This window comes from Streptomyces sp. NBC_01446, from assembly GCF_026340095.1.
GTDB classification, from domain to species: domain Bacteria; phylum Actinomycetota; class Actinomycetes; order Streptomycetales; family Streptomycetaceae; genus Streptomyces; species Streptomyces aureus.
Window position 1 is genome coordinate 3,272,850 of the sequence record NZ_JAPEPO010000001.1, and the last position, 24,544, is coordinate 3,297,393.

A 24,544-nucleotide genomic window follows, 5' to 3' on the forward strand; every position below is an offset into this window, starting at 1 on the left:
CGTCTTCGCGCCATCAGAGCTGTAAGAACGGAGATCCCGTGACTGCTGTGACTCCTCCGAATGCCGCAACGGAAGCCTTCATCACCGCGTCCGAAGCGCACAGTGCGCACAACTACCATCCGTTGCCCGTCGTGGTCGCCACGGCGGAGGGCGCGTGGATGACGGATGTCGAGGGTCGCCGCTACCTCGACATGCTCGCAGGCTACTCAGCGCTCAACTTCGGCCATGGGAACCAGCGGCTCATCGAGGCCGCCAAGGCGCAGCTGGAGCGGGTGACTCTGACGTCCCGCGCCTTTTATCACGACCGGTTCTCCGCGTTCTGCACCCAGCTCGCGGAGCTGTGCGGCATGGACATGGTGCTGCCGATGAACACAGGGGCGGAGGCGGTCGAGACCGCCGTGAAGACGGCGCGGAAGTGGGGGTACCAGGTCAAGGGGGTGCTCGACGGCAGAGCGAAGATCGTCGTGGCGGGCAACAACTTCCACGGACGCACCACGACCATCGTCAGCTTCTCCACGGACCAGGAGGCGCGCGCGGACTTCGGTCCCTACACGCCGGGGTTCGAGATCGTGCCGTACGGCGATCTGACGGCGCTGCGCGGCGCTGTCACCGAGAACACCGTCGCGGTGCTGCTCGAACCGATCCAGGGCGAGGCCGGTGTTCTCGTACCGCCGGCCGGATATCTGCCCGCGGTAAGGGAGTTGACCCGCGAGCGGAACGTGCTGTTCATCGCGGACGAGATCCAGTCGGGGCTCGGGCGGACCGGGCGGACGTTCGCCTGTGAGCACGAGGGCGTGGTGCCCGACATGTACGTGCTGGGCAAGGCGCTCGGCGGTGGGGTCGTGCCGGTGTCGGCGGTGGTGTCCAGCAGTGAGGTGCTCGGTGTGTTCAAGCCGGGTGAGCACGGGTCGACGTTCGGCGGGAATCCGCTGGCGTGTGCGGTGGCGCTCGAGGTCATCGCGATGCTGCGCACCGGGGAGTTCCAGCAGCGGGCGGCCGAGCTGGGCGAGCATCTCCACGCGGAGCTCGGGCTGCTGACGGGCACGGGCAAGGTGACGCAGGTGCGGGGACGCGGGCTGTGGGCGGGGGTCGACATCGATCCGTCGCACGGGACGGGAAGGGAGATCTCGGAGAAGTTGATGGCCAAGGGCGTCCTGGTCAAGGACACCCACGGCAGCACGATCCGGATCGCTCCCCCTCTGATGATCAGTAAGGAGGACCTGGACTGGGGGCTCGACCAGCTCCGGGCGGTCCTGGCGGTCTGACGGCGGTGGGCCTCCGGCGCACGGGCGGCGGCCGACTCGTGGTCAGGCCACTCAAGGGAGCATCACCGGACGGGGAGCCGCTCACGGGGCCACCGGAGAAGGAGCCGCTCACGGGCCGGTCGGCGTAGGCACACCCTCTACAGTCGCTTTGTGCTTCTTGGAATGCTTTGCGCGCTCGGGGCGGCGGCCTGTTTCGGTACGGCGTCCGTGTTGCAGGCGATGGCCGCGCGGGCCGCGGAGCCGGGGTCGGGGTCCGGTGTCGACGCCGCGCTGTTGCTGCGGGCACTGCAGCAGTGGCGATATGTCGCCGGGCTGGGGCTCGACCTGCTCGGGTTCGTCTTGCAGGTCGTGGCGCTGCGGTCCATTCCGATCTACGCCGTCGGGGCGGCGCTCGCCGCGAGTCTGGCGGTGACGGCGGTCGTCTCCACGCGGCTGCTGGACGTACGGCTGAGCGGCGTCGAGTGGGGCGCTGTCGGGGTGGTGGTGGCGGGGCTCGCGATGTTGGGGCTGGCGTCGGGGACGGAGGGAGCGCAGGCCGGTTCGGACGCGTTGCGTTACGCGATGTTGGGGACGGCGCTCGGGGTGCTGTTGATCGGGGCGGTGGCCGGGCGGCTGCCGGGGCGGGGCCGGGCGCTCGCGCTGGGGCTCGGCTCGGGGTTCGGGTTCGGGGTGGTGGAGGTGTCGGTACGGCTCATCGACGACGTGTCGCCCGGCGCGCTGCTGAGCAATCCGGCGACGTATGCACTGCTGCTCGGCGGGGGTGCGGCGTTCCTGCTGCTGACCTCGGCGTTGCAGAAGGGGTCGGTGACCACGGCCACCGCGGGGATGGTCGTGGGCGAGACGGTGGGGCCGGCGCTGGTCGGGGTGATCTGGCTCGGGGATCGCACGCGCGAGGGGCTGGGCTGGCTGGCGGCTCTCGGGTTCGTGGTGGCCGTGGCGGGGGCGTTGGCGCTGGCGCGCTTCGGGGAGGCGCCGGTGGAGAACACGTCCGCACCGGCCCGGGTCTGACCCGAACCCGGGCCGACCCGACCCGAGACGCCTGCCGCCCGATGCCGGTCCCCTACGGCAGCGCCCGGCACAAGGCCTCCAGCGCGCTTGCCCAGGCGTGGTCCGGTGGGGTTCCGTAGCCGACCACCAGAGCGTCCAGGGGCGGTTCGGCGGTGGCCGCGTCATGGCGGAAGCTGGAGAGGCCGGAGACTCCCAGGCGCTGCCAGGCGGCGGCGCGCACCACGGACTGTTCGGTGCCGGGCGGGAGTTGGAGGACGGCGTGCAGGCCCGCGGCGATCCCGGTGGCGCGCACGCCGGGGGCGCGTTCGGCGAGGGCGGCGACAAGCTGATCGCGGCGCCGGCGGTAGCGCAGGCGGGCGCCGCGGACATGGCGGTCGTAGGCGCCCGAGTCGATGAACTCCGCGAGGGTCAGCTGGTCGAGGACGCCGCACGACCAGTCGGCGACGCCCTTCGCCTCGATCACCTCCCCGATGACGGAGGGCGGCAGCACCAGCCAGCCGAGGCGCAGGCCGGGTGCGAGCGATTTGCTGGCCGTGCCGAAGTAGACGACGCGGTCGGGGTCGAGTCCCTGGAGGGCGCCGACGGGCTGGCGGTCGTAGCGGAACTCGCCGTCGTAGTCGTCCTCCAGGATCAGTCCGCCGGTGCGGCGGGCCCAGTCGACGACGGCGGCGCGGCGGTCGGGGTGCAGGGCCCCGCCCATCGGGAACTGGTGGGCGGGGGTCAGGAGGGCGGCGCCCACAGCCGGTTCGCCGGTCGCCAACTCGTCGGTTCGGGTGCCGAGTTGATCGAGAGGAAGGGGGTGGGTGCGCAGGCCCGACCGAGCCAGGACGTCCCAGTGGACGTCGAGGCCGTACGTCTCCACGGCGACGTCGCGCACGCACCTGTTGCGCAGCACCTCGCCGAGCAGCATCAGGCCGTGGACGAAGCCGGAGCAGATGACGATGCGGTCCGGGTCGGCGTGGACGCCTCGGGCGCGGGCGAGGTAGCCGGCGAGTGCGGTGCGCAGTTCGACGCGGCCGCGGGCTTCGCCGTAGCCGAGGGCGTCGTTCGGGGCGGCGTTGAGGGCGCGGCGCGAGGCCTTGAGCCATTCGGCGCGGGGGAACGAGGAGAGGTCGGGGGTGCCGGGGTGCAGGTCGTGGCGGAGGCCGGCCGGGGCGCGCCGCCCGCGGGTCGAGGCCGGCCGGGGCGCCTCGACCGGTCGCTCCGCGACGCGCGTCCCCGAGCCCTGGCGCGCGGTGAGCCAGCCCTCGGCGACGAGGTCTGCGTAGGCGTCGGCGACCGTGTTGCGGGCGATGCCCAGATCGGCGGCGAGTGTGCGGGACGAAGGGAGGCGCACACCGGGGGCGAGGCGTCCGCCGCGTACGGCGTCACGGAGCGCGTCGGTGAGGCCTTTGCGCAGGCCGGAGCCGGTCGGCTCGACGTGCAGATCGATACCGAGCGCCTGGCCGGAGGGCGAAGTGGCCCAGGATTCCACCATGGAAATGGACCATACCTGTGGGCTACTCCGCTCGTAGGGTCGATGTCGTGACGGCGAACCAGAACACCACCGACAGCACCGGCCCGGCCACCAAGGAGTACGTCCACGAGCACGCGCCCCGGCTGGCCTGGGCCAAGCACGCTCCGGAGGTCTACAAGGCCATGATCCGGCTCGACGCGGAGGCCCGTAAGGGCGTCGATCCGGTGACGCTGGAGCTGGTCAAGATCCGCGCTTCGCAGCTCAACCACTGCGCGTTCTGCCTCGACATGCACTCCAAGGACGCGCTCGCCGCGGGCGAGAGCGTGGAGCGGATCATCCAGCTCGGCGCGTGGGAGGAGTCGCAGCACTTCTACACGCCCAGGGAGATCGCGGCGATCGAGCTGACCGAGGCGATCACCGTGCTCACGGACGGGTTCGTGCCGGACGAGACGTACGAGAAGGCGGCGAAGCTGTACGACGAGAAGGAGCTGACGCAGCTGATCGCCGCGATCACGGTGATCAACGCGTGGAACCGGTTCGGTGTGTCGACGCGGATGGTCCCCGGGCACTACACCGCGGGCGACTTCAAGTGACAGCCCGTACGACGCACCTGGACGCCGGTGTGCGCGACGCGATGATCGCGCTCGGCGCCGCCGCGAAGAAGGGGCTCGGCGACCCGGTTCTCGCCGAGCTGGTGATGATCCGGGCGTCGCAGATCAACGCGTGCGCGTTCTGCCTGGACATGCACGTGGACCTCGCCGTCGAGAAGAACGGTGAGAGTGCCAAGCGGATCGCGCTGCTCAACGCGTGGGCGGAGGCCCCCGAGCAGTTCACCGAGCGCGAGCGGGCCGCGCTCGCACTCACCGAGGCCGTCACCGTCCTCACCGACGGCTTCGTGCCGGACGAGACGTACGAGGCGGCGGCCAAGCACTTCGGCGAGGACGAGCTCGCCCATCTCCTCGGCGTGATCACCGTCATCAACAGTTGGAACCGGCTCATGGTGAGCCGCCGGATCGTGCCGGGCGGACCACAGTGGTGACGTGCCGGGTGCCCCCGTCAGGAAAGGCACCCGGCACGCGCGCGGGGAGGGGCCGTACGGCTACTTCGGCAGCCAGGACCGCCACGTCGACTCGTGCTCGTCGATCCACTTCTTCGCCGCCTCGTCCGGCGACAGCTTCTGGTCGGCGATGAGCAGCGAGACCTCGTTCTGGTCCTCGGTGGTCCACTTGAAGTTCTTCAGGAAGGCCGCCGCCTTGCCGCCGTTCTTCGAGAAGTCCGCGTTGAGGTACTTCTGGAGCGGCGTCTTCGGATAGGCGCAGGCCACCTTCTTCGGGTCGGCGTCGCAGCCGTCCTTGTAGGCCGGCAGCTTCACCTCCGTCATCGGCACCTTCTTGAACAGCCACTGCGGCTGGTACCAGTACGTCAGGAACGGCTTCTTGGCCTTGGCGAACTGCTTGATCTGGGTGATCTGAGCCGCCTCGGAACCGGAGAACACGACCTGGTACTTCAGCTTCAGGTTGTCGACCAGCGCCTTGTCGTTGGTGACGTACGACGGGGAGCCGTCGAGGAGCTGGCCCTTGCCGCCGCTCTCCGGGGTCCGAAGCTGGGACGCGTACTTGTTGAGGTTCTTCCAGTCGGTGACGTCCGGGTGCTGCTTGGCGAAGTACGTGGGGACGAACCAGCCGATGTGTCCGGTGACGCCGAGGTCGCCGCCCTTCACGATCGTCTTCTTGTCCTTGACGTACCGCTGCTCCTGGTCGGGGTGGCCCCAGTCCTCCATGATCGCGTCGACGCGGCCCTGGCTGAGCGCGTCCCACGCGGGGACCTCGTCGACCTGGACGGTGTCGACGCGGTAGCCGAGCTCGTGCTTGAGCAGGTACTCGGCCACGGCGATGTTGGACTGCGCACCGACCCAGGACTGCACGGACAGGGTCACCGTCTTCGCGCCCTGCGCGTTGGCGTACGGAGAGGACTGCTTGGTCATGTCGGCGGCGCCACAACCGGTCGCCACCAACAGGGTGCCCGCGGCCGCGAGCCCCATGGTCATCCTGCGTGCCCGCACCGGGCGGAAAGATCGAAGTGCTCGCATCGCGATCACGCTCCCTTCTTCGCGCGGCGTTCGGTCGGCTGGGTGACCCGGTCGAGCATGAGACCGAGGCACACGATCGCCGCGCCGCCGACGAGCCCGGTCGCCAGGTCGCCCTGGGCGAGGCCGAACACGACCTCGTAGCCGAGCGCGCCACCGCCCACCAGACCGCCGATGATCACGACGGCGAGGACGAGGACGACACCCTGGTTCACGGCCAGGAGCAGCGCGGGCCGGGCCAGCGGCAGCTGGACCTGACGTAGTTGCTGCCCGCTCGTCGCGCCCATCGACCGGGCCGACTCCATGGCGGCCCCGTCGACCTCGCGGAGTCCCTGCGTGGTGATGCGGATGACGGCCGGCAGCGCGTAGACGACGGCGGCGGCGACCGCGGGGGCACGGCCGACGCCGAACAGTGCGACCACCGGGATCAGATACACGAACTGCGGCATCGTCTGGAAGACGTCGAGCACGGGCCTGAGCAGGCGTTCGAGCCGCCCGCTGCGCGCCGCCGCGATCCCGACCGCGAAGCCGACGACGAGCGTCACGGCGACGGCCGCGAGCACCTGCGACAGCGTGTCGAGCGACGGCTTCCACACACCGAGGACACCGATCGCGGCCATGGCGAGTACGGCCGTCACGGCGGTGCGCCAGGTGCCGATCAGCCAGGCCAGCGCGGCGACGATGAGGAGCACGGACCACCAGGGCAGCCACTGCAGCCCGTCGCGCAGCGGGTCGAGGACCCAGGTGGTGAAGTGCCCGGCCCAGTCGGCGGTTCCGCCGATGTAGGGGACACCGGAGTAGAGGTGGTCGGTCATCCAGTCGACGGCGCTGTTGACCGGGTCCGCGATGTTCACGGTCCAGGTGTCGGGCCAGTCGATCCGGCCCGCGAGACGGGCCACGAGGGCGACGACCACCGTGAGAACCGCGGCGACGCCCCAGCCGTACGGGCCGTGCAGGCGGCGGCCGTCGGGTTCGGCGGCGCCGAGCCGCTCCCCCGCCGCGGCCGTCGTACGGTCCAGGATCACGGCGAGCAGCACGATCGGGATGCCGGCGGCGAGGGCCGCGCCGACGTCCACGGAGGCCAGTGCCTGGTACACGCGGTCGCCGAGGCCGCCCGCGCCGATCACCGACGCGATGACGGCCATCGAGAGCGCCATCATGATCGTCTGGTTGAGCCCGAGGAGGAGTTGCTTGCGGGCGAGCGGGAGCCGGGCCGTCAGGAGCCGCTGACGCGCGGTCGCGCCGAGCGAGGCGACGGCCTCCATCACGCCACCGTCGGCGCCACGCAGGCCGAGCGCCGTCAGACGGGCCATCGGCGGGGCGGCGTAGACGACGGTCGCGAGGACGGCCGCGGGCACGCCGATGCCGAACACCAGGACGACCGGCAGCAGATACGCGTATGCGGGAAAGACCTGCATCGTGTCGAGGACGGGCCGCAGCGCCCGGTACGTGCGGTCGGAGAGTCCGGCCGCGAGTCCCAGGAGCATGCCGAGCACGACCGAGGCGAGGACCGCGACGATCATCAGCGCGAGGGTCTGCATCGTCGGCACCCACATGCCGAACCAGCCGCACACGAGGATCGCGACGACGGCGGACGCCGCGAGCTTCAGGCCCGCGACCCGCCAGGCGATGAGCCCGGCCGCGGCGGTGACGCCGGCCCAGCCGGCCGCGAGGAGCACCAGGTAGACGCCCCGCACGCTCACGACGACGGCGTTGCTGATGTGGCCGAAGAAGTAGAGGAACAGCGGGTGGCTGTCCCGGTTGTCGATGATCCAGTCACTGGTCTTCCCCAGCGGTCCGGTCAGATCGACGGTGAGCGCGTGCGGCCAGCTGCCGCTCGCCCACCTGGCGTTCACGATCGGTACGAGTACGGCCGCGACGACGGCGAGCAGCAGGAGCTTGCCGAGGACGCGGTTGCGCAGGAGCGCGCCGAAGCGCGGAGTGTCCGCCGCGGGGGCGGTGGCGGTACTGGCGGCAGCCATCAGGCGACCTCCTCGCCCGGCGGCGTGACGGGCGCGGGCGCGTCGGCGCCGGCGTCGGCGCCTGCCACAGCCGAACCCGAACCCGAGCCGGAACCGGAAACGGAAACGGAAGCGGAAGCGGAAGCGGAAGCGTCAGCCGAATCGGAACCCGAACCGGAAGCGTCAGCCCCGGCCACGTCCGCCTCGCCGGAGAACCCCTCTCCCGCGGACCCGTCCGTCCCCGCCACCACACCCAGCAGCCGGGCGTGGTCCACGACGCCCAGGCAGCGCCCCTCGTCCATGACCCGCACCGCGAACCCGGTCCTGGCGACCGCCTCGATCGCCTCCGACACGGTCGCGCCGGGCGCGATGGCCGGGCCGCGGCCCTCCTCGTCGGCGTCGGCGGGCCGCATCGCGCGGCGCACCGTCATGACCTGCTCGCGCGGCACGTCCCGGACGAACTCGCGTACGTAGCCGTCGGCGGGCGAGCCCACGATCTCCTCGGGCGTGCCCAGCTGGACGATCCGGCCGTCGCGCATCAGCGCGATCCGGTCGCCGAGCCGCAGCGCCTCGCTGAGGTCGTGCGTGATGAAGACCATGGTCCGGCCCTCCTCGCGGTGGAGCCGGATGACCTCCTCCTGCATGTCGCGGCGGATCAGCGGGTCGAGGGCGCTGAACGGCTCGTCGAACAGCAGCACTTCGGGATCGACCGCGAGGGCTCGCGCGAGCCCGACACGCTGCTGCTGACCGCCGGACAGCTGCCCGGGCCGCCGCTGCTCAAGGCCGTCGAGGCCGACCTTCGCGACGACCTCCGCCGCCTTGGCGCGCCGCTCGGCGCGGCCCACGCCCTGGATCTCCAGGCCGTACGCGACGTTGTCGAGCACGGTGCGGTGCGGAAGGAGCCCGAAGTGCTGGAAGACCATGGCGGCGCGGTGCCGGCGCAATTCGCGCAGGCGCCCCTTGTCCATGCCGAGGACGTCCTCGCCATCGATGGATATGCCGCCGGAGGTCGGCTCGATGAGCCGGGTCAGGCAGCGTACGAGGGTGGACTTGCCGGAGCCGGAGAGGCCCATGACGACGAAGACCTCGCCCCTGCGCACGTCGAAGCTGACGTCGCGGACCGCGGCGGTGCACCCGGTGCGGGCGCGCAGTTCGGCGGCGCTCAGGGCGGCCAGCTCCGCGTCACCCGGCACCCGGTCGGCCTTCGGCCCGAAGACCTTCCACAGGTTGTTCACGGAGAACACCGGCGATCCCGCCTGCGCGTCCGTCACCTCAGCGTTCGCCGTCGTGTTCGTACTCATCACGCATCACCACCCAGCAGCTCGGCACACTTCTCCCCGACCATGAGCACCCCGATCATCGGGTTCACCGCCGGCATCGTCGGGAAGACGGACGCGTCGGCAATGCGGATCGCCTCCAGGCCCCGGATCCTCAACTCCGGGTCCACAACGGCGAGTTCATCATTCTTTGCACCCATGCGACAGGTCCCGGCGGGGTGGTAGACGGTGTGCGCGACCTTGCGCGCGTACTCGCCGAGTTCCTCGTCGCCCACGACGTCGGGCCCGGGGCACACCTCGCGCTTGAGCCAGCCGGCGAGCGGCTCGGTCTTCGCGATCTCCCGCGCGATCCTGATGCCGTCGACCAGCGTGCGGCCGTCGTAGTCGTCCTCGTCCGTGAAGTAACGGAAGTCGAGGGCGGGCTTCTCCTCCGGGTCCGCGCTGGTCAGGTAGAGGCGGCCGCGGCTGCGCGGCTTGGGGATGTTCGGCGTCATGGACACCCCGTGCTCCGGCCTGACGTAGCCGAGGCGCTCCGGGTTGTCGGTGAACGGGATTTGGTAGAAGTGGAACATCAGGTCCGGCCCGCTCGCCTCCGGATCACGCTGCACGAAGAGGCCCGCGTCGCTGTCCATCGCGGAGTTGTCGGGGATCGGCCCGTCCGTCTCCCACACGATCACGGACTCGGGGTGGTCGAGCAGGTTCTCGCCGACGCCCGGCAGATCGTGCAGGACCGGAATCCCGAGCTTCTCCAGGTCGGCCTTCGGCCCGATGCCGGAGTGCATGAGCAGGCGGGGCGTGTCGACGGCGCCGGCGCACACGACGACCTCGTGCCGCGCCTCGACGAGCAGTTCCTCGCCGTCCTTCGTCCGCACGTGGACGCCCCGCGCCCGCGTGCCGTCCATCTCCAGCCGGTAGGCCCAGGTCTCCAGGAGGAGAGTCAGGTTGGGCCGGTCACCGGCCTCCATGTGCGGGTGCAGATAGGCGACGGAGGCGCTGGAGCGCTTGTTGTTCTCCGGGTGGTACGCGAGGTCGAAGAAGCCGACGCCGTCCTTGAACGGCGCCTTGTTGAAGCCGTCCACGCGCGGCACGCCCGTGGCGGTCTGCGCGGCGTCGACGAAGTCGCGGGCGATCGCGTTCCGGTCCTTCTCGTCGACCGCCACGATGTTGTTGCGCAGCTTGCCGAAGTACGGGTCCATCGCCTTGTGGTCCCAGCCCTCGGCGCCGGCCGCGGCCCACTCGTCCCAGTCGCCGGGCAGCGGCTTGAACGAGATGAGCGTGTTGTGCGACGAGCAGCCGCCGAGCACCTTGGCGCGGCTGTGCAGGATGTGCGAGTTGCCGCGCGGCTGCTCGGTGGTGGTGTAGCCGTAGTCGAGGTCGCCCCCGAGGAGGCCGAGCCAGCGGCGCAGGGTCAGGACGTCGTCGCGGTCGATGTCGCTCGGGCCGCCCTCGATGACGGCGACGGTGACGTCGGGGTTCTGGGTCAGCCGGGACGCTATGACGGATCCGGCGGTGCCGCCGCCGACGACGACGTAGTCGTAGGTGTTCACGGGCTTCTCAGGCATGCGTCAACTCCAAGGTTCTGCGCGTAATGGGCAGTGCGAAGTGCGGTCGGCCGGCCCAGCGCGAAGGAAACGGGTGGTCAGCCCGGTGCGAGGGGTGGGTGGTCAGCCCGCGAACCAGCGCACGGGCTTCGGCGCCAGGTTCTGGTAGACGTGCTTGGTCTCGCGGTACTCGGCGAGCCCGGCCGGGCCCAGCTCGCGGCCGATGCCGCTCTTGCCGAAGCCGCCCCACTCCGCCTGCGGGAGGTAGGGGTGGAAGTCGTTGATCCAGACGGTGCCGTGGCGAAGGCGTCCGGCGACGCGCCGCGCGCGGCCCGCGTCGGCGGTCCAGACGGCGCCGGCGAGCCCGTACTCGGTGTCGTTGGCGAGCGCGACGGCCTCGTCCTCGGTGCGGAACGTCTCGACCGTCAGGACGGGCCCGAAGACCTCCTCGCGGACGACGCGCATCTCGCGGTGGCACTGGTCGAGGACGGTCGGCTCGTAGAAGTACCCGTCGGCGGGCCGTACTTCGCTGGGCTCGGGCCGCTTGCCGCCGCTGCGCAGCACGGCGCCCTCGGCGAGGGCCGACGCCACGTACGACTCGGTCTTGTCGCGCTGCTGCGCGGAGACGAGGGGGCCGCACTCGACACCGTCCTCGGTGCCGCGGCCGAGCCTGATCCTCTCGGCACGGCGGGCGAGTTCGGCGACGAAGCGCTCGCGCACGGACTCCTCGACGATGAGCCGGGCACCCGCGGAGCAGACCTGTCCGCTGTGGATGAAGGCGGCGTTCAGCGCCTGGTCGACGGCGGTGTCGAAGCCTTCCTCGGTCTCGCAGGAGTCGGCGAAGACGACGTTCGGGTTCTTGCCGCCCAGTTCGAGGGCGATCTTCTTCACGTCGGCGGCCGCAGCCTGCGCGACCTTCGTGCCGCTGATCAGGCCGCCGGTGAAGGAGACGAGGTCGACGTCCGGATGCTCGGCGAGCCGGGCGCCCACGGTGTGGCCGGGTCCGGTCACGATGTTGGCGACGCCCGCGGGAAGACCGGCCTCCGCCAGAAGCTCGATGAGGACCACGGTGGTCAGCGGCGTGATCTCGCTCGGCTTGATGACGAAGGTGTTTCCGGCGGCGAGGGCCGGGGCGACCTTCCAACTGGCCTGGAGGAGCGGGTAGTTCCACGGCGTGATCAGGGAGCAGACACCGACGGGCTCGTGCACGACGACACTGTGGATCTCGTCGGACCCGGCGTCGACGACACGTCCGCCACCCTCTCCGACGACCAGATCGGCGAAGTACCGGAAGGCGTCGGCGACGCAGTCGACGTCGACGCACCCCTCCTCGACGGTCTTGCCCGCGTCGCGGCTCTCGAGCAGGCCGATCTTCTCCCGGTCGCGTACGAGGAGATCGGCGACGCGGCGCAGCAGAGCGGCGCGCTCGGCGACGGGCGTCGCCGGCCACGTTCCTTCGTCGAAGGCGCGGCGGGCGGCGGCGACCGCGGCGTCCGCGTCCTGCGTGCCGCCCTCGGCGATCAGTGCGAACGGCTGGGCATCCGCCGGGTCGAGAATCTCGCGCGTGGCCCCGGAGGCGGCGCTGCGCCACTCTCCGTCCACGAAAATGCTCTGGTTTTCAGACACGTCCCGTTTTGCCTTCCGTTCCCGAACAGTCCCCCTGAACGTCGCGGAACTCCCTTTTCACGGAGAGCCTTCGACGTCGGAAGCCCCTGCCCTGGGGATCGGAAAGCATGCACAACCTGTGGCCGAAAGTGGTCTGCGTCACCGCATACATGGCCAATAAGTCCGAAAAGTCACCACTGGCGCGGCCACTCGGGGTACATGCCCTGTACAAACATGCCTCGTACAGGCATGTCCCGTACGGACACGCCTGGCACAAGAAGCCCGGCACGAACACGCCCGGCACGAACACGCCCGGTACAAACGCCGCGCCCCCGCCCCTCCGGATCGACCGGACGGACGGGGGCGCGGGTAAGGCCGCGTGCAGGTGACTAGGGGTACCTGCGGGACGCGTGGATCAGATGAGGCCGAGCTCGCGGACCGCGGCGCGCTCCTCCTCGAGCTCCTTCACCGACGCGTCGATGCGGGCGCGGGAGAACTCGTTGATGTCCAGGCCCTGGACGATCTCGTACTTGCCGTCCTTGGTGGTGACGGGGAAGGAGGAGATCAGACCCTCCGGGACGCCGTAGGAGCCGTCCGACGGGATACCCATGGAGGTCCAGTCGCCCTCGGCGGTGCCGTTGACCCACGTGTGGACGTGGTCGATCGCGGCGTTCGCGGCCGAGGCGGCCGAGGACGCGCCACGGGCCTCGATGATCGCGGCGCCGCGCTTGGCGACGGTCGGGATGAAGTCGTCGGCCAGCCACTGCTCGTCGCCGCCGATGGCCTCGATGGCCGGCTTGCCCGCGACGGACGCCTGGAAGATGTCCGGGTACTGGGTGGCGGAGTGGTTGCCCCAGATGGTGAGGCGCTTGATGTCCGCGACCGTCGTGCCGGTCTTCTTCGCGAGCTGCGTGAGCGCGCGGTTGTGGTCCAGACGCGTCATGGCCGTGAAGCGGTCGGCCGGTACGTCCGGGGCGGCGGCCTGCGCGATGAGCGCGTTCGTGTTGGCCGGGTTGCCGACGACGAGGACCTTGATGTCGTCCGCGGCGTTGTCGTTGATCGCCTTGCCCTGCGGCTTGAAGATGCCGCCGTTGGCGGAGAGCAGGTCGCCGCGCTCCATGCCCTTGGTGCGGGGGCGGGCGCCGACGAGGAGGGCGACGTTGGCACCGTCGAACGCGACGTTCGGGTCGTCCGAGATCTCGATGTTCTGCAGCAGCGGGAAGGCGCAGTCGTCGAGCTCCATGGCGGTGCCCTCGGCGGCCTTGAGCGCCGGGGTGATCTCCAGGAGGCGCAGGTTGACCGGCACGTCCGCGCCGAGCAGCTGGCCGGAGGCGATGCGGAAGAGCAGTGCGTAGCCGATCTGGCCGGCTGCGCCGGTGACGGTGACGTTCACGGGAGTGCGGGTCATGGCGTTCTCCGTATGACAGCAGGGCTTTTTTTGATCGATCTCTCGGCATCAAGAGATCCGCCGTCAGGCTATCGCGCCCCGGACCCCCCGCACCTCCGGGTGCATGTGGCCCGCCCCACAGAACACCCACTCCCCGCAACGGGAGGCGACGCGACGGGAGAGGCGTCGCGACGCGAGAGGTGACGCAACGGCAGGCGGCCGCCTGCTCGGGAGAGGTGGGCAGACGGCCGCCTGTGGGGGGTGCCACTTGGTGACTACTCCCGTGGGGGTACTGCTCCGCCTGCCCCGGACCGGGGCAGGCATGCCCCCATGTCGCATGGAATTTCGCGACGTCTCCGCCGTTACTGCGTGCAGCCCTTCTGGCCGGCCTTCAGCGTGGCGCAGGCCTTCGCCTCGCTCGCCTTCGTGACGGCCACCATCGGGGTGTACGCGTCGAGGTCCGCGTTGACCGTGCCCTTCTGCACACCGGTGGTGCCGGCCTGCTGGATCCGGACCTCGTCGCCCGGCGCCGCCTGCGTGATGCGCGCCCACGCGGCCCCGCACGTCTTGCTGTAGCGGACCTCGACCTTGGCCTGGCCGACGAGCACGGAGTCCGTGGTCCGCGCGAACTCGCCTCCGCAGCCCATCGCCTCGGGGTCCTTGCCGGTGCAGTCCTTGCCGCTGCACTGAACTCCCGCGGGCAGCTCGGGGGCGCTGCTGGTCGGCGTCGCCTCCGGCTTCGCGTGGTCGTCCTTCTCGCCCTTGCCCGCGTCCGTGAGGTACATAGCCGCGGCGATGACGACGAGCGCGCCCACGACGCCCGCGAGGAACATCGTCAGCCGGCGCTTGCGGCGCTGCCGGTCCGGCGAACCGCCGCCGGTCCCTGGCTGCACATCCGGTCCGCGACCGTCGCCGCCCGCGTAGGCCCCCGCCCCCTCCGCGTACGGAACGCCTCCCCCGGCGCGCTCCCCCGGACGGAACGCCTGCTCCCTCTCGCTCCCGTACGGCAGCGAGTCCGCCAGGGGAGCCTGCCCCTGTGGCGGCACGGTCGGTGCGACGCCCGCGGGCCCCGCGGCGCCGGTCGCGCCGCCGCCGGACGGCCTGGCCGCCGTCCTGCCGCCGCCGCCCGCGCTGCCGTTCTTGCCGGCCTTCGTGGCCGTGGGCCCGAACTCCCCCAGCGCTGCGCGCGCCTGGGAGATCCGTATCGCCTCCATCGTCATGTCGTGACGCATCTCGGAGCGGCTCCAGGCGCGCTCCGCGAGCTCCCACATGGTGGTCAGATGGACCGGATTGGTGCCCGTCACCTCGGCCAGGGTCACGATCGCGCGCTTGGGCGCGAGCAGCCGGCCGTTCAGATACCGCTCCCAGGACGTCTTGCTGTACCCGGTGCGGTCCGCGACCGCGGCGATGCTCAGTCCGCTGCGGTCGACGAGCCTGCGGAGCTGGCTTGCGAACTCCCTGACCTGCGGGTCGAGTTCATCCGGTAGCGCCCTCCAACGAGGCATTGCTTCCCCCTATTCCCCCCGTACGTGCCCTGATCCCCCGCGCCGCGCCGCACCCCTCGCGCCGGCCTCGGCCGGCGTTGGCCTCGCCGGCCCACTCTGGCTACCCAGTGGGATGCGCGGAGCCAGGATGTCAGTTCCGGGGGCGGGGGCGCACGGGGGCATTCGACGGCGTTCGGCCCACCGGCGTGCGCCGTTGCACGACCGGAGATCCACGGTCCAGTGTCCCACCGGGGTCCCCCACCCCCGCACGGAACCTCGAACGCCCCAGCTCAGCGCCTGGGTCGCCCCGGACCGTCCCGATTGCCCACGGTAACCCCGCTGTTGAGGCAACAGATGGCAAATCCGTGAACTTGTCGATACATCAACACACTTCGACACAGGAGGAATGGGCCATTACGGGAAGCGTCCGGCAGACCGATCGTTGCCGTCCTCGCACACCGTGGCGGAATGGTCACTTCCGTGCCACAGCGGCCCGCTCAACCTTGAAGGACACCTGACGCGTCCATGACTCTGATGACCACGGCGAGGAGATCTGCACGGCCCGGGCGAGGCCCACGTGGACGACCCGGACCGCAAAGACCGGCGGCGCCCGTCCTCCCTCGGGGGAGAGGACGGGCGCCGCCTTTGTGCGTGCGCTGCGGGCGTCAGCTGATCGTGAAGTGCAGCGTGTCGTTCAGGAACGGGATGACGAGCCAGGGATTCGGTTGCACCATCAGCGCGAGCAGCACGATGACGACGCCCAGGAACCCGTACGTCACCATGTCGGTGAAACGGGAGCGCACCGCGAGCATGCCCACGGACGGGAGCGTCCAGCGCATCACCGCACCGCCGATCAGGGCGACGCCGATCAGCAGCGTCCCGACCCGGAACACGTCGAACGCGGTGAGCAGCAGCCCGACGCCCACCAGCGATATCACCGCGAGGATCGGCCACTGCCGCGCCGGGGCCGGGGCGTCGCCCGGCGCCGCGCGGCCGCCGCCCTCGGGGCGCGCGGTGTCCCTGGTGAAGAGCGGGAACCGGCGCGAGGCACGCCGCGGCTCCCCATCGGCGCCCGGGGCCGACACCGCACCCTCGGCGCCTTCCGGGGTGCCGGTGCCGGCGTCAGCCGACACCGTTCGCGTTCCGTTCGGCGGCCTCGACGACGTTCACGAGGAGCTGGGCACGGGTCATGGGGCCGACGCCGCCCGGGTTCGGGGAGATCCACCCGGCGACCTCGGTGACGCCCGGGTGGACATCGCCGACGATCTTGCCGTTCTCGTCACGCGAGACACCGACGTCGAGCACGGCGGCGCCCGGCTTGATGTCCTCGGGCTTGATCAGGTGCGGGACGCCCGCGGCGGCGACGACGATGTCGGCGCGCTTGAGGTGGGCGGCCAGGTCACGGGTGCCGGTGTGGCACTGCGTGACGGTCGCGTTCTCGGACTTGCGGGTGAGCAGCAGCGGCATCGGGCGGCCGATGGTGACGCCGCGGCCGACGACCACGACCTCCGCGCCGTTGATCTCCACGCCGTGCTCGCGCAGCAGCGTGATGATGCCGAAGGGGGTGCAGGGCAGCGGCGCCGGCTCGTTCAGGACGAGGCGGCCGAGGTTCATCGGGTGCAGGCCGTCCGCGTCCTTGGCCGGGTCCATCAGCTCCAGGATGCGGTTCTCGTCGATGCCCTTGGGCAGCGGGAGCTGGACGATGTAGCCGGTGCAGGCGGGGTCCTCGTTGAGCTCGCGGACGACCGCCTCGATCTCCTCCTGCGTGGCGGTGGCCGGCAGGTGGCGCTGGATGGAGGCGATGCCGACCTGGGCGCAGTCGCGGTGCTTGCCCGCGACATACTTCTGGCTGCCCGGGTCCTCACCGACCAGGACGGTGCCGAGGCCGGGCGTGACGCCCTTCTCCCTCAGGGCCGCCACACGGGCGGACAGATCGGACTTGATCGTGGCTGCGGTGGCCTTGCCATCGAGAATCTGGGCGGTCATGCCTCCCATCTTCGCGGATGGGACCGCCCCGGTTCCAATCCGGGCGTCCCAGCTTGATCACCGTTGTTGCACTTCCACAACGCATACGGAATGCGGCTGGACAAATAAGCCGCACCTAAAGAACCATGAGCGGCAACAGTGCCGCGGGCAGTACCGGGGGGACGACCGCTCTGTAGACCTTTCCTCCACTTGGTGCCGCGCGTTGTCCCCGCACTAAGGCAACGGAGGAAAAGCCATGAGTTTCGGCGACCCGAACAACCCCTACGGTCCGCCGCAGGGTCAGCAGCCCGGCTACCCGCCGCAGGCGCCCCAGGCTCCCCAGGGCCAGCCCGGCTACGGCTACCCGCAGGCACCCCAGGGCCCCCCGCCCCAGCAGGGCTACGGCTACCCGCAGGGCCAGCCCGCGTACCCCGGCTTCCCCGGCGGCAATGTCATGCCGATCGAGATGCCCGGCCTGATGAAGACCGCGCGCGTGCTCCTGTTCATCCTCGCCGGCTTCCAGCTCCTCTTCGGCGTCATCGCGGGCATCGCGGTCGGCGCGGCCCAGGACGTGTCCAACGGCGTCGGCTCCGGTGACGCCACGGACACGCTGGCCGGGCTCGGCTTCCTCGTCGCTGCCCTCATGGTGGCCCTCGGCGCTCTGTCGATCTTCCTGGGCGTCAAGTTCAAGAACGGCGGAAGCGGCATCCGCATCACGACGATCGTCTACGCGTCGCTGATGATCATCGGTGGTCTCGTGAACACCATCAGCGGCGGCGGCGGTTCGGCGACCTTCGGCGGACTCATCTCGCTCGCCATCGCCGGCATCATCCTCGGCTCCATGGTGAACAGCGCCGCGTCCACCTGGTTCAACCGCCCGCGCTACTGATCGAGTTCGCGGCGAACCAGGGTCCCCACCCTTCACGCGTAAGGGCCGCTCTCTCCCGTCACAAGGGGAGCGCGGCCCTTCGCTGTACCCCTGCTCTGCCGGATCGTCCGGCGGGGGGACGGGGTCTTTGTGCGGCGTCGCCGTGGCGCCGCCACCGACCGAACCACCGCACAGCGACGCACAGTTCAGACGCGCGGGCCGTGCCTTCACAGGAGAAGGCACGGCCCGCGGTCGTGCGTCGCTCAGCGCGACTCGGCGAGTCTCAGTGAGTCTCAGTGGAAGAAGTGGCGCGTGCCGGTGAAGTACATCGTCACGCCCGCCTTCTTCGCGGCCTCGATGACCTGCTCGTCACGGATGGAACCGCCGGGCTGGACGATCGCCTTCACACCGGCGTCGATCAGGATCTGCGGCCCGTCCGGGAACGGGAAGAACGCGTCCGACGCGGCGAAGGAGCCGCGCGCCCGCTCCGCGCCCGCGCGCTCCACGGCCAGCTTGCAGGAGTCGACGCGGTTGACCTGGCCCATGCCGACGCCGACCGAGGCGCCGTCCTTGGCCAGCAGGATCGCGTTGCTCTTCACCGCGCGGCACGCCTTCCAGGCGAACGCCAGCTCGTCGAGCTCGCCCGGGGACAGCGCGTCACCCGTGGCGAGGGTCCAGCTCGCCGGGTTGTCGCCGTCGGCCTGGACGCGGTCGGTGACCTGGAGGAGCGCGCCGCCGTCGATCTGCTTCGTCTCGACGACCGCCGACGGGCCCTGGTGGGCGCGCAGCACGCGGATGTTCTTCTTCTTGGTGAGGGCCTCGAGCGCGCCGTCCTCGTACTCGGGCGCGACGATGACCTCGGTGAAGATCTCCGCGACCTGCTCGGCCATCTCCTTGGTGACCGGACGGTTCACGGCGATCACACCGCCGTACGCGGAGACCGGGTCACAGGCGTGCGCCTTGCGGTGCGCCTCGGCGACGCTCGACGCGACCGCGACGCCGCACGGGTTGGCGTGCTTGATGATCGCGACGCACGGGTCGTCGTGGTCGTACGCGGCACGGCGCGCGGCGTCCGTGTCCGTGTAGTTGTTGTACGACATCTCCTTGCCGTGCAGCTGCTCGGCCTCGGCGAGACCGCCGGTGCCGTCGACGTAGAGGGCGGCGCCCTGGTGCGGGTTCTCGCCGTAGCGCAGGACGTTCTTGCGCCCGTACGTCGCGCCGAGGAACTCGGGGAAGCCGCTCTCGTCGGCAGCCGCGTAGCCGTCGGCGAACCAGGAGGCCACCGCGACGTCGTACGCCGCCGTGTGCTGGAAGGCCTCACCGGCGAGACGCTTGCGGGCGGTCAGGTCGAAGCCGCCGTCGCGGACGGCCGAGAGGACGTCGGCGTACCGGGCGGGGCTGGTGACGACGGCCACCGACGGGTGGTTCTTGGCGGCGGCGCGCACCATCGAGGGGCCGCCGATGTCGATCTGCTCGACACACTCGTCGGGAGTGGCACCCGAGGCGACGGTCTCCTTGAAGGGGTACAGGTTCACGACGACGAGCTGGAAGGGCTCCACGCCGAGCTCGGCGAGCTGGCGCCGGTGGTCCTCCAGGCGCAGGTCGGCGAGGATGCCCGCGTGGATCTTCGGGTGCAGCGTCTTGACGCGCCCGTCGAGGCACTCGGGGAAGCCCGTGAGCTCCTCGACCTTGGTGACGGGAACCCCGGCAGCGGCGATCTTCGCAGCGGTCGAGCCGGTCGACACCAGCTCCACGCCCGCCTCGTGCAGCCCGCGCGCGAGGTCTTCCAGACCGGTCTTGTCGTAGACGCTGACGAGCGCCCGGCGAATGGGCCGCTTGTTGCTCTCGGCGGTCACTGGATAACTACCTTTCGTCCCTCAATGCGATAGCCGTTGCGGGCCAGACGCCCCACGACATCGACGAGCAGCCTGCGCTCGACTTCCTTGATGCGCTCGTGCAGAGCGCTCGCGTCGTCCTCGTCCCGGACCTCGACCACGCCCTGAGCGATGATCGGGCCGGTGTCGACGCCGTCGTCGACGAAGTGGACGGTGCATCCGGTGACCTTGGCGCCGTACGCGAGCGCGTCGCGCACACCATGGGCTCCGGGAAAACTGGGGAGCAGGGCGGGGTGCGTGTTCACGAACCGCCCGCCGAACCGGGCGAGGAACTCCTTGCCCACGATCTTCATGAACCCGGCCGAGACCACGAGGTCAGGCTCGTACGCCGCCGTGGCCTCGGCGAGCGCCCGGTCCCACTCCTCGCGGGTGGCGAAGTCCTTCACCCGGCAGACGAAGGTGGGCAGCCCGGCGCGCTCGGCGCGCTCGAGCCCGGCGATGGAGTCACGGTCGGCGCCGACGGCCACGATCTCGGCGCCGTAACCCTCCGCGCCCTCGGCCGCGAGGGCGTCGAGCAGAGCCTGCAGATTCGTGCCTGATCCGGAGACCAGCACGACGAGCCGCTTGGCCACAGCGAGGGCCTTTCTCGGGAGTGCGTTTGTAGGGTCGCACAAAGGCTTCATGGTTCCCGATACGGGGAACTCTACGAAGCGGTCGACCGTCAGCAACGATACCGGCACATGGAGCGGCCCCCACGGGACGGGGGCGCGGCCGGAAGGTAGCGTCTGTGGCGGATTCGCCGACCGAAGGAACGCCGACCGCTCGCGGGACGTTCACTTCAGGACGGGCTCGCCCGCAGCCGCGCCACGATCGACCTAGGGGAAGACGCACACCTGATGCCGGACCGAAGCCTCCGCCTGCCGCTGCTGCCCGCCGGCTCGACCCTGCTGCGCGAAGGCCGTCCCACGCCTCCTCCGCCCCAGGACACACCACCCAAGTCGTCGGATTCCCCCAAGAAGTCCCCTGGGTCCCCTGAGTCCCCTGAATCGTCCAAGCCCTCCAAGCTCTCCAAGCCCGCCAAGGACGACAACCCGTTCGCGCCGCCGCCCGAGGGCTCGCCCGACCGCCCGTGGCAGCCGCGCCGCCCCGAGGGCGGCCAGGACGGGCAGGGCGACGGGTCGGGCGGGGACCGGAACCCGTGGGGCGGCCAGTGGAGCGACCGGCAGCCGGGCCGCGCCCAGGGCGGCGGCTTCGGCGACCGCCCCGGCCAGGGCGGCGGACCCGGGGGCCAGGGCGGGCCCGAAGGCCCTCAGGGACCCGGCTCCGGCATGCGCTGGGACCCGGCGGACCCGGCCCAGCGCCGCGCGCGCTACGCTCTGCTCTCCGGCATGTGGGGCTTCTTCTTCGCCCTGTTCAGCTGGCCTTACGTGGCGCTGCTGCTCGGCGCGCTCGCCCTGTACTGGGGCGTCAGCGCCCTGCGCGCCAAGCCCCGCAAGCCGAACCCGGACGCTCCGGCCCCCACGGGTCCCGCCACCGGATCGAGACCGCAGACCACGGCGGCCGTCAGCGGCCTGGTCACCGGCTCCCTCGCCCTGGCACTGGTCGCCGCCACGTTCACGGCACAGCTGGTCTACAGCGACTACTACACGTGCGTGAACGACGCGCTGACCAGCGCGTCCCAGAAGGCGTGCAACGACAAGCTCCCGAAGGAACTGCGCACGCTGCTCGGCACGCGCGACTAGGGTCTTTCGTTTGGATCAGGCACGCACATCTGCCGCGTTGTGCGAGCCCAGATGATCCATGCGAGAGGCCCTGGCTAGGACGGGTCCGACCGTGCTTCGCGGGCCGCGCCTCCGTTCTCACCGGCGCTGTCGTCCGGGTCCGTGTCCCTGCTCGTGTCCGACGCTTCCTTGAGCGCTGCCCAGCGCGCTTCCCTCGTGGCCTCGTCCGGCCAGGGCCCGCCCGGGAAGGGGTCCGCGGAGAACGGGTCCGCGGGGAAGAAGTCGTACGGCTCGAACGCGGCGTCGTCCGACTCCGCCTGCCCGGCCCGAGTCGCCCCCTCCCGGCTCCGGCGCGGCAGCCAGCTCTTCGGGGAGGGGAGCCGGGGGCGCCGCCACCACGACGGGGCCCGCTCCTCGAACGATTCTCCGGCCCGCCCCTCGAACGATTCCCCGGTCCGCCCCTCAAGCGGCTCACCGACCCGCTCGTCGCGCGGCACCCTGACCCGCCGGGCCCGCAGTCCCACCGCCACCGGCACCCCCACCAGCACCGTCCACCCCGTCGCCGCGAGCCCTGTCGGCCACCCCACGGGCCCGAACTCCGCGAGCCCCGCGACGCCCATCGGCCCGCCGGCCGCCATCGCGAGCCCCGCGAAGAGAAGCCCGCACAGCACCGCCGCGACGGCCACCGCCATCGCCGTGCTCCCCCGCGACCACACCTCGTCCCGCTCCCCGTGCCTGGGCGCCGCCGCCCCCGCCACGAACCACGCCACCGTCAGCCCGGCCACGATCGGCACCGCCCCCGCCGACCAGGTGAGCGGCGACCCGGGACCCGGCTCCGGCACCACCGCGAGCAGCGGGAACGCGGGCAGCAGCGGCCCCGACGACACCCCGAGCGGCCCGGCCACGCTTCCCCCGCCGAGCGTGAAGCCGGGCCCGAGCGCGTACGCGGCGCCCCACACCGCCGCGTTCGGCACCAGCGCGGCGGCCAGCAGGAGCACCGCGAGCCGTCCCGACCACACGTCCGTCATCTGCTCGAACGAATGCCGCACCGCCCCCATGTGCCACACCGTCGACGCCGCCACGACCAGCGCGCCGCCCGCCAAGAGCATGAGCACCCCGGCGGCCGCGGCCCGCGCGGCGACCGGCAGCAGACGTCGTACGAACACCTCGCGCCTGCCGTCCGGGAGAGCGTCGAGACGATGGCGCAGGCGTGCGGGCAGCGGGGTGCCCGGGCGGCCGTGGGCCGTCCAGATCCCGGCACCCGCGGCGGCCACGGCGACGACCGTCAGATGCGCGGCGACGCTCGGCCAGGACGGCCGCAGTTCACCGCCCGACGCGTAGAACGCGGCGCCGCCGCCCACCAGCAGATACCCGGCCACGACCCCGCACCACGGTGTCCACCAGGCCATCTGCGGGGCGTCCCCGTCGTCCTCGCCCTCCACCGAGTCCCGCGCCGCACGGTGCAGCAGCCACACCGGAAGCACCAGAAGGAGCAGTGGCGCGACACCGATCGGCGCCGGGGTCCCGGAGAACGTGTCCGTCCTGATGACCTCGGCGCCGTGCGCGAGCAGCCACAGCGCGGCGGCGGCGTGCAGAGCACCGCCGGGACCGCTGTCCGGATAGGGCGAACTGATCCACAGCACCATGACGAGCACGGCGGACGAGCCGAGCCCGAGCCCGGCCGCCAGGACCCCGCCGAAGAAGCAGGCGGCAGGCCCCGGGGAGCGGTCACGCACGCGGGAGAGCAGGAGCGGCAACGACAGGCCACGGTCGGTCATTTGGGTCACGCGGCCATGCTCCCAATGACACACGCTTTAGTCGCGTAACAGGCGAAGACCGGATGTGTCGCCCAAGATACGTTTATGTAGTTTTTCACGCGAAAGGGTGTGTTGAGTTCCCTATGACACAGAGCTCTGCCTCCCCGCTGCCGACCCCCAAGGAGCGCCGTAGGCTCCGCGAGTCGAAGTCGCTGACCCTGGCTCAGGTCGCCGCGAAAGTAGGCGTCACCTGCGAAACGGTCCGCGCATGGGAATCCGGACGCAGCACCCCGAGGGGCCACAAGAGGGATACGTACGCGAAGCTCCTGGCGAGCGTCGGGGCGGAGGGACAAGCGCCGGCCGCCACGGCCGCGGCCACCGCCACGGCGACGCCCGTCCGGAGCAGACGATCCGTCGGACGCTGGGACTCCGCCCCGCTCGACCGGGGTCAGGAGCGCGGCGGAGGGTGGGTGCGGGCCGCGGCCGAAGCGGGCGAGAGCACCGGCCCGGCGGCGTTCCCGAAGGACGCCACGGACGCCTTCGACCGGCTCTACGCCTACGCGGCCCCCGGCCTGGTCCGCCAGGCCTACCTCCTCACCGGCCGCCGCACCCTCGCCAGGGAGTCCGTGGAGCGCGCCTTCCAGCTCGCCTGGCAGCGCTGGCCCGAGGTCGCCGTGGACCGCGATCCCGCCGGCTGGGTCAGGGCCGCCGCGTACGAGTACGCCATGTCGCCCTGGCACCGGCTCCGCCCGAGCCACCGGCACCCCGAGGCGCCGCCCGCCGACGCCGACGACCGCGCGCTGCTCGACGTACTCCTGAGCATGCCGTCCTCGTACCGCCGCACCCTGCTCCTCTACGACGGGGTCGGGCTCGATCTGCCCGAGACCGCGGCCGAGACGGAGGCCACCACGCCCGCGGCGGCACAGCGGCTGCTCCACGCGCGGGAGGCCGTCGCCGAGCAGCTGCCCGCACTCGCCGTGCCCGACCAGCTCCACCGGCGCCTGACCGAACTCGCGGGCGCCGAGAAGCTCCAGGCCCCCAAGTCAACCCTCGTCCGCACGGACGGCGAGCGCCGGACCCGGTTCTGGACCCGTTCGGCCATCGCCGTCACCGTCCTGATCATCGGCGCGACGGCCCTCACGCTGCACACCGCCCCGACCCGCTACGAACCCGTCCCCGCCCCCGGCGCCATGATCAGCGGCGTACCGCCGCGGACGGGGCCGGGACCGCTCACGCGCGCGGACAAGAAGCTGCGCGACAAGCTGCACAAGGCGGCAGAGAGCGGCCCGCACCGCCTCGCCCCCGAGGTCGACTGAGCCCCCACGGGC

Annotated in this window: 20 protein-coding genes; 7 read left to right on the forward strand and 13 right to left on the reverse strand. The window is 71.3% G+C overall.

Features of this window, described 5'->3' with window-relative positions; all coding sequences use genetic code 11:
* The first annotated feature begins 47 nt into the window (after window positions 1-47).
* Window positions 48-1,265 carry an ornithine--oxo-acid transaminase gene (gene rocD / locus OG456_RS14505; RefSeq protein ID WP_266569243.1) on the forward strand — a complete coding sequence of 406 codons (1,218 nt, stop codon included), beginning with the start codon at window positions 48-50 and terminating at the stop codon, window positions 1,263-1,265.
* Window positions 1,266-1,427: 162 nt separating this feature from the next.
* On the forward strand, window positions 1,428-2,273 hold the full coding sequence (locus OG456_RS14510; RefSeq protein ID WP_266569245.1) for a hypothetical protein: 846 nt from the start codon (window positions 1,428-1,430) through the stop codon (window positions 2,271-2,273).
* 52 nt (window positions 2,274-2,325) lie between these two features.
* Here OG456_RS14510 and OG456_RS14515 read toward each other — a convergent pair whose 3' ends face one another.
* Window positions 2,326-3,750, reverse strand: a complete 1,425-nt coding sequence (locus OG456_RS14515; protein WP_266560989.1) for a PLP-dependent aminotransferase family protein — start codon at window positions 3,748-3,750, stop codon at window positions 2,326-2,328.
* A gap of 47 nt (window positions 3,751-3,797) precedes the next feature.
* Between OG456_RS14515 and OG456_RS14520 the strand changes: the two genes are divergently transcribed.
* Together OG456_RS14520 and OG456_RS14525 are read left to right on the forward strand one after the other, a co-directional pair.
* A complete protein-coding gene (locus OG456_RS14520; RefSeq protein WP_266560991.1) occupies window positions 3,798-4,322 on the forward strand; it encodes a carboxymuconolactone decarboxylase family protein in 525 nt (174 codons plus the stop codon).
* Window positions 4,319-4,768, forward strand: a complete 450-nt coding sequence (locus OG456_RS14525; RefSeq protein ID WP_266560993.1) for a carboxymuconolactone decarboxylase family protein — start codon at window positions 4,319-4,321, stop codon at window positions 4,766-4,768. Before OG456_RS14520 ends, OG456_RS14525 begins: the two co-directional genes overlap by 4 nt.
* Window positions 4,769-4,828: 60 nt before the next feature.
* On the opposite strand, the gene OG456_RS14530 is transcribed toward OG456_RS14525, so the two are convergent.
* The 9 genes from OG456_RS14530 to OG456_RS14570 all read right to left on the reverse strand — a co-directional run bounded on the left by OG456_RS14530 (window position 4,829) and on the right by OG456_RS14570 (window position 17,056).
* Complete coding sequence (locus OG456_RS14530; protein ID WP_266560995.1) at window positions 4,829-5,770, reverse strand: ABC transporter substrate-binding protein; 942 nt, start codon at window positions 5,768-5,770, stop codon at window positions 4,829-4,831.
* A 53-nt stretch (window positions 5,771-5,823) separates the two neighbouring features.
* The gene (locus tag OG456_RS14535; protein WP_266560997.1) at window positions 5,824-7,797 is read right to left on the reverse strand and encodes a proline/glycine betaine ABC transporter permease; all 1,974 of its coding nucleotides are present in this window, start codon (window positions 7,795-7,797) and stop codon (window positions 5,824-5,826) included.
* Complete coding sequence (locus OG456_RS14540) at window positions 7,797-9,077, reverse strand: glycine betaine/L-proline ABC transporter ATP-binding protein (RefSeq protein WP_266560999.1); 1,281 nt, start codon at window positions 9,075-9,077, stop codon at window positions 7,797-7,799. The genes OG456_RS14535 and OG456_RS14540 overlap by 1 nt, the downstream gene beginning before the upstream one ends.
* On the reverse strand, window positions 9,077-10,615 hold the full coding sequence (locus OG456_RS14545) for a GMC family oxidoreductase (protein ID WP_266561006.1): 1,539 nt from the start codon (window positions 10,613-10,615) through the stop codon (window positions 9,077-9,079). The genes OG456_RS14540 and OG456_RS14545 overlap by 1 nt, the downstream gene beginning before the upstream one ends.
* Window positions 10,616-10,717: 102 nt before the next feature.
* Window positions 10,718-12,220, reverse strand: a complete 1,503-nt coding sequence (locus OG456_RS14550; RefSeq protein ID WP_266561009.1) for an aldehyde dehydrogenase family protein — start codon at window positions 12,218-12,220, stop codon at window positions 10,718-10,720.
* A 394-nt stretch (window positions 12,221-12,614) separates the two neighbouring features.
* Window positions 12,615-13,607 carry a malate dehydrogenase gene (locus OG456_RS14555; protein ID WP_116510870.1) on the reverse strand — a complete coding sequence of 331 codons (993 nt, stop codon included), beginning with the start codon at window positions 13,605-13,607 and terminating at the stop codon, window positions 12,615-12,617.
* Between the two features lie 341 nt (window positions 13,608-13,948).
* A complete protein-coding gene (locus tag OG456_RS14560) occupies window positions 13,949-15,091 on the reverse strand; it encodes an XRE family transcriptional regulator (RefSeq protein ID WP_266561010.1) in 1,143 nt (380 codons plus the stop codon).
* A gap of 644 nt (window positions 15,092-15,735) precedes the next feature.
* Window positions 15,736-16,155, reverse strand: coding sequence for a DUF3017 domain-containing protein (locus OG456_RS14565; protein WP_266569247.1), 420 nt, complete (start codon window positions 16,153-16,155; stop codon window positions 15,736-15,738).
* A 37-nt stretch (window positions 16,156-16,192) separates the two neighbouring features.
* Window positions 16,193-17,056 (reverse strand): bifunctional methylenetetrahydrofolate dehydrogenase/methenyltetrahydrofolate cyclohydrolase, encoded by an 864-nt coding sequence (locus tag OG456_RS14570; protein WP_100594794.1) that lies wholly within the window; start codon window positions 17,054-17,056, stop codon window positions 16,193-16,195.
* 235 nt (window positions 17,057-17,291) lie between these two features.
* Between OG456_RS14570 and OG456_RS14575 the strand changes: the two genes are divergently transcribed.
* Window positions 17,292-17,924 (forward strand): hypothetical protein, encoded by a 633-nt coding sequence (locus OG456_RS14575; protein ID WP_266561013.1) that lies wholly within the window; start codon window positions 17,292-17,294, stop codon window positions 17,922-17,924.
* Between the two features lie 272 nt (window positions 17,925-18,196).
* Here the strand turns inward: OG456_RS14575 and purH are convergent, their stop codons facing one another.
* Complete coding sequence (purH, locus tag OG456_RS14580; protein ID WP_266561015.1) at window positions 18,197-19,759, reverse strand: bifunctional phosphoribosylaminoimidazolecarboxamide formyltransferase/IMP cyclohydrolase; 1,563 nt, start codon at window positions 19,757-19,759, stop codon at window positions 18,197-18,199.
* Entirely contained in the window at window positions 19,756-20,421 is a 666-nt protein-coding gene (purN, locus tag OG456_RS14585) for a phosphoribosylglycinamide formyltransferase (RefSeq protein WP_100594959.1), read from the reverse strand. Before purN ends, purH begins: the two co-directional genes overlap by 4 nt.
* 213 nt (window positions 20,422-20,634) lie before the next feature.
* Here purN and OG456_RS14590 point away from each other — a divergent pair, with 213 nt between their 5' ends.
* Complete coding sequence (locus tag OG456_RS14590; protein WP_266561019.1) at window positions 20,635-21,480, forward strand: hypothetical protein; 846 nt, start codon at window positions 20,635-20,637, stop codon at window positions 21,478-21,480.
* Between the two features lie 74 nt (window positions 21,481-21,554).
* On the opposite strand, the gene OG456_RS14595 is transcribed toward OG456_RS14590, so the two are convergent.
* Window positions 21,555-23,237, reverse strand: a complete 1,683-nt coding sequence (locus OG456_RS14595) for a DUF6350 family protein (protein ID WP_266569249.1) — start codon at window positions 23,235-23,237, stop codon at window positions 21,555-21,557.
* 122 nt (window positions 23,238-23,359) lie between these two features.
* Between OG456_RS14595 and OG456_RS14600 the strand changes: the two genes are divergently transcribed.
* Window positions 23,360-24,532, forward strand: a complete 1,173-nt coding sequence (locus tag OG456_RS14600; protein WP_266561021.1) for a helix-turn-helix domain-containing protein — start codon at window positions 23,360-23,362, stop codon at window positions 24,530-24,532.
* The last annotated feature ends 12 nt before the right edge of the window (window positions 24,533-24,544 follow it).

What these genes read in the sequence shown, in the direction of transcription:
- OG456_RS14510 (WP_266569245.1), top strand. Translation starts at nt 1,428, where the DNA reads ATGCTTTGCGCGCTCGGGGCGGCGGCCTGTTTCGGTACGGCGTCCGTG.
- OG456_RS14515 (WP_266560989.1), bottom strand. Translation starts at nt 3,750, where the DNA reads ATGGTGGAATCCTGGGCCACTTCGCCCTCCGGCCAGGCGCTCGGTATC.
- OG456_RS14530 (WP_266560995.1), bottom strand. Translation starts at nt 5,770, where the DNA reads ATGGGGCTCGCGGCCGCGGGCACCCTGTTGGTGGCGACCGGTTGTGGC.
- OG456_RS14535 (WP_266560997.1), bottom strand. Translation starts at nt 7,797, where the DNA reads ATGGCTGCCGCCAGTACCGCCACCGCCCCCGCGGCGGACACTCCGCGC.
- OG456_RS14540 (WP_266560999.1), bottom strand. Translation starts at nt 9,077, where the DNA reads ATGAGTACGAACACGACGGCGAACGCTGAGGTGACGGACGCGCAGGCG.
- OG456_RS14545 (WP_266561006.1), bottom strand. Translation starts at nt 10,615, where the DNA reads ATGCCTGAGAAGCCCGTGAACACCTACGACTACGTCGTCGTCGGCGGC.
- OG456_RS14555 (WP_116510870.1), bottom strand. Translation starts at nt 13,607, where the DNA reads ATGACCCGCACTCCCGTGAACGTCACCGTCACCGGCGCAGCCGGCCAG.
- OG456_RS14560 (WP_266561010.1), bottom strand. Translation starts at nt 15,091, where the DNA reads ATGCCTCGTTGGAGGGCGCTACCGGATGAACTCGACCCGCAGGTCAGG.
- OG456_RS14570 (WP_100594794.1), bottom strand. Translation starts at nt 17,056, where the DNA reads ATGACCGCCCAGATTCTCGATGGCAAGGCCACCGCAGCCACGATCAAG.
- OG456_RS14575 (WP_266561013.1), top strand. Translation starts at nt 17,292, where the DNA reads ATGAGTTTCGGCGACCCGAACAACCCCTACGGTCCGCCGCAGGGTCAG.
- purN (WP_100594959.1), bottom strand. Translation starts at nt 20,421, where the DNA reads ATGAAGCCTTTGTGCGACCCTACAAACGCACTCCCGAGAAAGGCCCTC.
- OG456_RS14590 (WP_266561019.1), top strand. Translation starts at nt 20,635, where the DNA reads ATGCCGGACCGAAGCCTCCGCCTGCCGCTGCTGCCCGCCGGCTCGACC.
- OG456_RS14595 (WP_266569249.1), bottom strand. Translation starts at nt 23,237, where the DNA reads ATGACCGACCGTGGCCTGTCGTTGCCGCTCCTGCTCTCCCGCGTGCGT.
- OG456_RS14600 (WP_266561021.1), top strand. Translation starts at nt 23,360, where the DNA reads ATGACACAGAGCTCTGCCTCCCCGCTGCCGACCCCCAAGGAGCGCCGT.